Here is an 8,571-nt window from a genome sequence, read left to right on the forward strand (position 1 = left end):
TGTTAGGAACTCTCATTTTTTAACTTGTTATGATATCAATATTAACCAGTGATATATCACAACACAATTCTTCAATTGCTACTTTATTGCGAGGTGGCATTTTTTTTATCTAAGCGTCGTGATTATCGCCGTTTAGCTCTACATATAACCTCCTATTCAACTTCTATTCAGCCCAAATACCTTAAACTGCAGCCATTAAATAATTGGCATGTATCTGATAAAGATGAGTTGTTTATACCGGTTGGTATTAATAACGATTTTTGGGGGAGGGAGTTATCCCCATTGATACACAACTACCAACCTAAAACCAATGAGAGCCGATGAAGATACACGATACGAGTTTAGCCTTTGATAATTTACCTAGCGTGATGGTATTGCTGGATTCAGTGGCATTTATGTGGTTTATCACGTTAGTGACGGTGGCCATTTTTTCATGGGTGGCAATAAAATTATGGCACTTGCATTCACTGCCAAAATATATGGCGAAAGAGAAGGGGATGCATCAAGCAAAGCTGATTTTTTGGCTATGTATGCTAGGGCTGATTTGGAAGCCTTTATGGGTTATTGCAGTAATCGCCATCGTGACTGATTGGGATAAAGCCCAGCTATGGTTTAAGGGGACACGTTCATGAAAGAGATAATGCTCCCCTATATATTCATTGTTTGGCTGCTGTTCAAGTTTAAGGTTATTAACCCTAGGCCAAGAAACTATTTTATCAGTGTATTTATCGGCTGCTTGCTCGCTTTAACCCTATTTATGGCGCACAGGTTTTACTCTCCTGCAGACTTGACCAATTCGACGACAGTTAGGGCACCTCATTCCGTTTTGTCCCCCGCACTGGGGCAGCAGGTTGATAAGATTTATGTCGATCATAATCAATATGTGAACGAAGGTGAGTTGCTCTACACCTTAAGAGACGATTCTGTTGTGAGTGCGATTGATGAGGTCATGGCTAAAAAGCAGGAGATACAAAGAACTGTAGACGCTAAAGTGGTTGAGTATGCTCAGGCAAATCGAGACTACACTCGTAATCAGCGGATACAAGTTCATGTCAGTGAACGGGACTTGGAAAACTCTGCTGATAGAGTAGAGATTATTGCTGCTGAATTGAAAGTGCTAGAGGCACAATTAGATGTTCAGCGCGCCAAGCTGAAAAACCTTAATTATGAACTTAGCCGTCTCAATGTTACGGCACCATTTGATGGTATGGTTACCCATGTTTATATTGCCGATGGTTCTAGGGTCGGAGCGATGCACTTTTGGCAGACCAATAACAAATTTGTTGAGATGAGAATCCCGGATCAATCTTTTGCTTATATCAAAAAAGGACAGTTTGCTGAGTTCTATATTGATGCTTATCCAGGTCAGATCTTCAGAGCGCGAGTACATAGCAAGGTCGAGGCAACCGGTGAAGCGCAGGGGGATATTTTACCTCGTGAACAATCTGTTGGGCGACATGTATCATTAGGGTCAATGCCAATAGGTCGTACCGTTATCTTAGAAGTTGATGAAGAGACGATGGCAATGTTACCTATTGGCGCAACAGGATCGGCTTGGATCAGTGCTGATAAGCCCCATAGCATCTTAGGTTTCTTAGATATTATTGGTGCTGCAACAGTGCGTTTAGTGGCTACTAAGTCCTATTTAAATGCACTGTAATCAGGTGTTAACCATGAGATATAAGTTCCTAGCGATTATCTAGGAACTTACTAATCTAGGCCTAGGAGCTCATCGGTTTTCCTTGGCTGAGAACTGCTCCTGATGACGTTCAATACTCTCTAAAATCTTTTGATGGTGCTCGTTACTTGCTTCAATGATATGGGCTGTAGATTCCATTGCTGTCGCCATGTGGCTGAGCTTTCCTGTGGTTTCGACGAGTATCTGTTTAGTGGGCTGTAAAACACTGTAGTAGATAGCAATAAGTACTATGATTATGAGCAGAAGAAGTAGTACAAAAACAAGTATTACGGCAAGTTTTAAATCGCTCAACATATTTTCACTGGCTGTGACTATGGGTTTACTTGATTGCTTTACTGCATCGGGAAGCTTGTTTAATGAGGTATTAAAGCCTTGAGCAAGTGTATCTATTCGCCCTATTATCGCGAGTATGTTCTGTTGTTGCTCTGCATCCAGTTGTGGGTTTTCCGCTAAGGTTGTGAGGGCGTTTGCCATCTCTGTGATTGACTCTGCTGCTTGATTTACTGAGCCCTCCATTCCTGACAAGTCGACGCCAACCTCGATGGCAATAAGCGGTAATTTATTATCATCTAAGCTAGTTAGAGCAAGTTGCTGTGTTTCAGGTAAGCTTGACTCTTGTGGAGCCGCTTGTGTTGCAGCCCAAGTTGTGAAGCTCAGTGATAGACCCAATACCAAGCTCAATACTAGTGCTAAGGTTGAGCCCAGCGCTAAAAGAGTAGTAGATACGAGTGCTGAGCACTTTTCTTGGTACTTTTCTTTGGGAGTTAATATCATCTTTGGGCATCCTATCCATTGTCACTAGCTTGTTATAGCTGATTGTTTTTTAGTTTGTAAACTTTTGTTTGCCTTCGATAAACGAACAAATCGATGTTGATGTTGTTATTTCGCTTCCCCTTATCTTAAAGCCCATGAATGTAACTTAGGATACTTCACCCCATCAGGACCGCTAATTGACTGATAAAGGTGGAGCTGAGTAGGCTGCAGCGAGATATGGGGAGGAGTAATTTGGGTTAAGCAGTTATTCTTAGCCAGTTTAGCTTTGTGAAATAGAGTGACATGTGGAGTAAAGCCTGAAGCGTCATGATGCTTATCTGCTACTCCTGTTTTCGAACTTTTTTCCGGAAAAAGGTCTAGATTACGGCTGATCGTGTAGCAGCGCGCTAAGGTAAGTGCTAAGGCTGGATTTATCGTTGATTGTGATAAAGGCGCTGCAGATAGACAAATAACTTGAGGCTTCTGCCAAAAGGTAAGTCGATTAAATGTCACATCAAACTTTGGCCAGCCAGTCGCATTACTTACCTCGTCTAACGCGTTGACTAAGTGTGAAACGGCAGGTGTTGAGACGCCCCCAATAAAGGACAGCGTCATATGGAAGTTGTCTGTACATACTGGCCGCGCAGTTTCTAAGCCACACTCTTTTGATACTTTTGATTGAAATGATTCTAGCTTGTCGACCTGTTCATTTTCGAGTGAAACTCCAATAAATAATCGCTTCATGGCAACTCCTTAATCTAAGTTTATATTAAGTATGAGCTTTATTCTCTGCAGCGGCATTACCCTTCTGTCTAACGACTTATTAAGTTGCCGGCGATTCAACGGCTTTAAGTTGATTGTTAAGCTAAAAAGATTGTTACAAACGGCAATAGAGCAAAACTTCTCCTATACTGAACATCACTCGTGTTGGGGAATGATTTTCGAAATACCTCTTAATAAGGGTGAAATCTAGGAACCTGTTTGTCGTAAGGAAGTGACACTTTCAATGTCAAATACCGATGAAAAAAGTAATGTTTCTAAATTGGTGACTCTGTTCAGTGAGCTGTCTCTCGCTCAGTCTGGCTACCACCTTAATGATGCTCTTAATAAGATTGCACAACTTACTCACTGCGAATGCATATTTGTTTTCTGTATATCAAAGGCGAGTAAGCAGGTTCGTCTTAATCACTTATCATCTGGCTATGATATCGATATTCCCAAATTAGAGAACGCACTTAATCATTCACAATCTTTTCATCATCTTTTTATGAAGGAGAGAAGAGAGCGGGATGGTTACAAGGTATTTACTGATATTAGTCAATTATCATCACTTGAGAAAGCCCTGCTTGATAGCTTGAAAATACACAGTTTGGCTTTGCTCCCTATGGTGGCCTTTCAGGGCCAAAGGTATCTAATTGGCGCTATAAATCAATCAGGTTCGGGTTGGCAGGAGGATGCTTTACAGGTATTACAGTTATCAGCTTCTTATATTGCGATTTGGGAGGAGAGGAATAGGTTGGAAGGGGAGTACAAGCTGGCTAAGAATTATAGCTATGAGTTGCTCTACCGTTTGCCATTAGCCTGTGCTCAGGTCAACCGTGCTAACAAACTCACTTTATACAACCATGCTGCCGAAGAGTTATTAAAGATCAAAGAGTGGCAAGCCTTAGAGTCACTAATACATGAAGATGATCGTGGCATTCTAGTTGACACTATTGGTTTAGTTAGAGGGGAAGTATTACAGCAAGCTTGGTGTGAACTTCCGGTGTTATGCAGTGATGGGAGCTTTAATTGGCTTAAGCTTACGTTTAGCTCACTGCCCAGTGAGAGCGAGCAATTGTTGCTCGTTGCCGAAAATGTCAATGAGCGACATAAGCTTGCTGATGAGTTGAGTTTTCAAGCAAACTTTGATCATCTTACAGGCTTACCTAACCGTTCATATTTTGAATCCTATTACAGTGCAGAAAGAAGCGGTGAAGAGCTCGCCCCTACCTATGCGGCCTTTATCAATCTCGACCAATTTCAGGTTATCAATAATATTAGCGGTCACAAAGCGGGTGATAAGTTGCTCTGCCAAGTCGCTTTACGTCTTAAGCAGCTTGTACGTAAAGGGGATATCGTATCTAGGCTTGGTGCCGATGAGTTTGCTATTTTGATGTATGCAGCTGATGAAAAAGCAGTGTCACATATTGCAGATAGGATTTGTGAACAGCTCCGTCAGCATGAGTTTGTGTGGGATAAGCGCACTCACAGCGTGAGTATCAGTATGGGGTTAGCAGCATTTAGCAGCCCCTCAGAGGAAACTTCAGAGGTTTTGGCACGAGCAAATGCCGCTTGTGGCTTAGTGAAGGAGAAGGGACGAAATAGTTGGTATTTATACTCTCCGAGCGACCCTCAAATGACTCGCCTTTATACCGATATGAATGCCTCAGTAGATGTTGTTGGCGCACTTACTTTAGATAGATTCGAGCTTTACTTTCAGCCGATAGAGCCTCTGCTAAATGATAATAATGGTCTGCATTTAGAGATCTTACTGCGGATGTTGACTGAAGATGGGGAGCTTGTCTCGCCCGCAATCTTTTTGCCAGCAGCTGAGCGGTATAGCTTAGCTTCGCGTGTTGACCGTTGGGTTATTGAGCATCTGTTGCAGTGGGGAGGGAAACATCTTGATGTATGGGCTGACTTATCTATGGTTGCGATAAATCTATCTGCAACGTCATTGAGTGATAATGAATTTATGGCTTGGCTAGAGATGAGGTTAATGGCTGAGCCGGAGCTGGTGTCTAAGCTTTGTTTTGAGATAACTGAAACTGCAGCTGTGAGTCAGTTAGATCAGGCTACGGCATTGATCGATCTGGTTAAGCCTCTGGGCTGTAAATTAGCACTCGATGATTTTGGCTCTGGTTTTTCAAGTTTTGCCTATTTGAAGTTGCTCGATGTTGATTTTGTGAAAATCGACGGTCAATTTGTTAGGCACCTATGTGATGATGATTCAGATCAGGCAATTGTGACTGCAATATGCCAACTTGGGCGAGATATGGAGTTTGAAATTATCGCAGAATTTGTCGAAAGCTCTGAGATTGGCCACAGGCTTAAAGGCTTAGGTGTTGATTTTGCCCAAGGGTATGCCATTGCTAAACCTGAAAAATTAAGTTCATTGTCAAGTGGCGAGAGCCTGCATTGGTATATGACTGAGCTTAATAAAGAGCAGCAAAGCCGGCCAAAACTCGTGTCTCGCTAATTAACAATAGCAGCCATTAGCTCAATCTATGTCATCGCCTGAGCAATCATGTACACTAGGCGCTATAAGCCATTAAGATCTCACTCCTCTTGAAACACTTACCTATACACGATCTGCTTCAACCTCTTAGAGAGGCATTTACATCAAATAATCAGGTCATTTTAGAAGCGCCTACAGGTGCTGGTAAATCTACCGCTTTACCATTAGCTATGCTCGACTGGAGTGAGTTGACTGGCAAAATATTGATGCTTGAGCCCAGAAGGGTCGCAGCGAGAAGTGTTGCACACTACATTGCGAGTCAAAGAGGCACTGAGATTGGTAAAGAGGTTGGTTATCGAGTTCGTGGAGAATCAAAGTCAAGTGCATCAAGTCGTCTAGAGATAGTTACAGAAGGCGTTCTGTCAAGAATGATCCAGCAAGATCCGGAGCTCACGGGGATCGATATCATTATTTTTGATGAGATCCATGAGCGGCACCTGACCACTGATCTGGGGCTTGCTTTAGCGTTAGATATCCAGAGCTCATTTCGAGAAGACCTTAAAGTATTAGCTATGTCAGCCACATTGACAGGGCTAGCTTTAGACTCTCTAATGCCTGATGCTGTTTCGCTGCAAAGCGAAGGGCGTAGCTTTCCTGTTGAGATGGCTTATAGCAGTGTATCTGCAGCGAAGGGGCGTAGCGCAGCTTTAAATACTCATCAATCAAGCACACAGATCTGGCTTGAGCATATGGGAAAATCAATAGTATCACTACTGAGTGATAAGGGAATTTCACATCCAGATCCCGCTTTTGATCAACAAGGTGCTTTATTGGCTTTCTTACCTGGCCAAGGTGAGATTATGCGCTTACATGATTACCTTATAAATCGACTCGATAGCCAGCAATTTTCTATCTGTCCGCTTTACGGTAGTCTACCAGCGCAAGCCCAAGATAGAGCGATAGCGCCTGCTACAGACGGCAAACGAAAAATTGTTCTGTCTACCAACCTTGCCGAGTCGAGTCTGACTATTGATGGCATCTCTTTAGTTGTCGATTCCGGTTTTAAGCGGCATGCAAGCTTTAACCCTAAAACGGGTGTGACACGCTTGACGCTCAAACGAATTAGCCAAGCTTCAGCCGCCCAAAGAGCGGGCCGTGCAGGTCGTCTATCGCCGGGTTATTGTTTGCGATTATGGAGTCAAGAGGAGCAAGGGCGACTACTTAAAGCTGATGAACCTGAAATTTTGCATAGCGACCTTATCCCTATGGCGCTCGATGCTGCCTCTTGGGGCGTTAAAGCACTCGACGAACTGCCAATGTTAACTCAGCCTTCATTAACCAATGAGCGAGTCGCTTGGGAGCTACTTGTCTTACTTGAGATAGTGACTCAAGAGAGGAAAATTACACCACATGGCGTAGAGGCTTACCAATTAGGCTGCCATCCACGTCTTGCCCATATGTTGCTAAAAGCTAAGCTTATTTCAAGTCATTCAGATGATGGGAGTTTAGTCGGTTTAGCCTGTTTGCTTGCGGGGGTTTTAGAGTCTAGAACCATAGGGCGCCATGGCGTCGATATTAGTAACTACCTGCGAGAAGCTACTCAAGGGGAGGCAGGCAAGCAAGTACGGACATGGATGAGAAAGCTAAAGGTGTCACTTGAGCTCCCTCGGGTTGTAGCTATGGCCTGTGCTGCAGATATCGCTTTTCTGTTAGCGTTAGCTTTTCCAGATAGAGTGGCTAAAAGCCGTGGTGTGTCAGGGTATCAATTGGCAAATGGGACCGGAGTAACATTACCTGAAAATGATCCTTTAGCTCAAACAGATTGGCTGGTTGTGGCGGACTTTCAAGAGAGTGAAGGCAGGAGCAGTGGACGGGTCTATTTAGCCAGTAAATTAGATGAAGATTTGTTTAAGAGTCGTTTGTCATCTCTGGTTAAAAGTGAAGAGTTTTGTGGTTGGGATGAGTCAAAAGGGCGCTTTTACGCAGAAACACGAAATAAGATCGGCCAGATAGTCCTTAATCGAATGGCATCAAGTAAGCCAGAGCCAGCACAGATTAAACTTGCTATTTTTGAGTTAGTTAAGAGTAAGGGGGTGGAATTACTTAATTTTAGCCCGAAAGCTATTCAGCTGCAGCACAGAGCGAAACTGGCGGAAAACTTTGATAATGAAACCCTGTGGCCGAGTATAGATAATGTGCGTTTATTATCTAGCCTTGAGGATTGGCTTGGCCCGTACATTAATGATGTAAGAAGCTTGTCACAACTGCAGTCGTTAGACTGGTATACTCTGCTGCTTAATCTTTTTGAGTGGGATAAACAGCAAAGATTAGATGCACTTTTTCCTTGCCAATGGCCTATGGCTACTGGCACCAAAGCGGCTATCACATACGATGAGGGTGGTAGAGCAAGGTTGAGTGTTAGGCTACAAGAAGCCTTTGGCATGGCTCAAAGCCCTGTACTTGGTCAGGGCAAATTAGTGGTAACCATGGAGCTACTCTCTCCCGCACGCCGCCCCTTGGCTTTGACCGCAGATCTAGCCAGTTTTTGGGAAGGGCCCTATGTTGAGGTAAAGAAAGAGATGAAGGGCAGATACCCGAAACACAACTGGGATTTGCCAGATGGACACGGTACGGTGGATTTGGAGATTGACAGCGGGAAGGAAAAGAAAAAACGTAAAAAGTAAGGTAAGACAATCCAGTTCTTGCTTTGTTATAGAGGCTAAATATAGTTTAGATTCTTAAGTTTATTGATCTAAATGCAACTTAGTAGAGGGAGCTGACTCATTCAGACCATCGCTACTTTGAGCTGTAATAGCTGAGAAGCTCACAAAAAAGCTCTTTGGTATAACGTTACTAATTGTTGAGGCTTTTAAATTTTAGGCAACGAATGCCAATCATC

General features: G+C 43.2%; 6 protein-coding genes. 4 read left to right on the forward strand and 2 right to left on the reverse strand.

Annotated elements, in window-relative coordinates:
• Positions 1-320 precede the first annotated feature (320 nt).
• Complete coding sequence (locus BM736_RS22865) at positions 321-632, forward strand: Mg2+ and Co2+ transporter (RefSeq protein ID WP_076416592.1); 312 nt, start codon at positions 321-323, stop codon at positions 630-632.
• On the forward strand, positions 629-1,660 hold the full coding sequence (locus BM736_RS22870; protein WP_076416593.1) for an HlyD family secretion protein: 1,032 nt from the start codon (positions 629-631) through the stop codon (positions 1,658-1,660). Before BM736_RS22865 ends, BM736_RS22870 begins: the two co-directional genes overlap by 4 nt.
• Positions 1,661-1,729: 69 nt before the next feature.
• On the opposite strand, the gene BM736_RS22875 is transcribed toward BM736_RS22870, so the two are convergent.
• Entirely contained in the window at positions 1,730-2,473 is a 744-nt protein-coding gene (locus tag BM736_RS22875; RefSeq protein WP_076416594.1) for a hypothetical protein, read from the reverse strand.
• A 120-nt stretch (positions 2,474-2,593) separates the two neighbouring features.
• A complete protein-coding gene (thpR, locus tag BM736_RS22880; protein WP_076416595.1) occupies positions 2,594-3,196 on the reverse strand; it encodes an RNA 2',3'-cyclic phosphodiesterase in 603 nt (200 codons plus the stop codon).
• Positions 3,197-3,458: 262 nt separating this feature from the next.
• Between thpR and BM736_RS22885 the strand changes: the two genes are divergently transcribed.
• Together BM736_RS22885 and hrpB are read left to right on the forward strand one after the other, a co-directional pair.
• Positions 3,459-5,693 carry a bifunctional diguanylate cyclase/phosphodiesterase gene (locus BM736_RS22885; protein ID WP_076416596.1) on the forward strand — a complete coding sequence of 745 codons (2,235 nt, stop codon included), beginning with the start codon at positions 3,459-3,461 and terminating at the stop codon, positions 5,691-5,693.
• Positions 5,694-5,782: 89 nt separating this feature from the next.
• Positions 5,783-8,356 carry an ATP-dependent helicase HrpB gene (gene hrpB / locus BM736_RS22890; protein WP_143562471.1) on the forward strand — a complete coding sequence of 858 codons (2,574 nt, stop codon included), beginning with the start codon at positions 5,783-5,785 and terminating at the stop codon, positions 8,354-8,356.
• The last annotated feature ends 215 nt before the right edge of the window (positions 8,357-8,571 follow it).

It is taken from the genome of Shewanella sp. UCD-KL12, assembly GCF_001957125.1.
GTDB lineage: Bacteria > Pseudomonadota > Gammaproteobacteria > Enterobacterales > Shewanellaceae > Shewanella.

What these genes read in the sequence shown, in the direction of transcription:
- BM736_RS22865 (WP_076416592.1), top strand. Translation starts at nt 321, where the DNA reads ATGAAGATACACGATACGAGTTTAGCCTTTGATAATTTACCTAGCGTG.
- BM736_RS22870 (WP_076416593.1), top strand. Translation starts at nt 629, where the DNA reads ATGAAAGAGATAATGCTCCCCTATATATTCATTGTTTGGCTGCTGTTC.
- BM736_RS22875 (WP_076416594.1), bottom strand. Translation starts at nt 2,473, where the DNA reads ATGATATTAACTCCCAAAGAAAAGTACCAAGAAAAGTGCTCAGCACTC.
- thpR (WP_076416595.1), bottom strand. Translation starts at nt 3,196, where the DNA reads ATGAAGCGATTATTTATTGGAGTTTCACTCGAAAATGAACAGGTCGAC.
- BM736_RS22885 (WP_076416596.1), top strand. Translation starts at nt 3,459, where the DNA reads ATGTCAAATACCGATGAAAAAAGTAATGTTTCTAAATTGGTGACTCTG.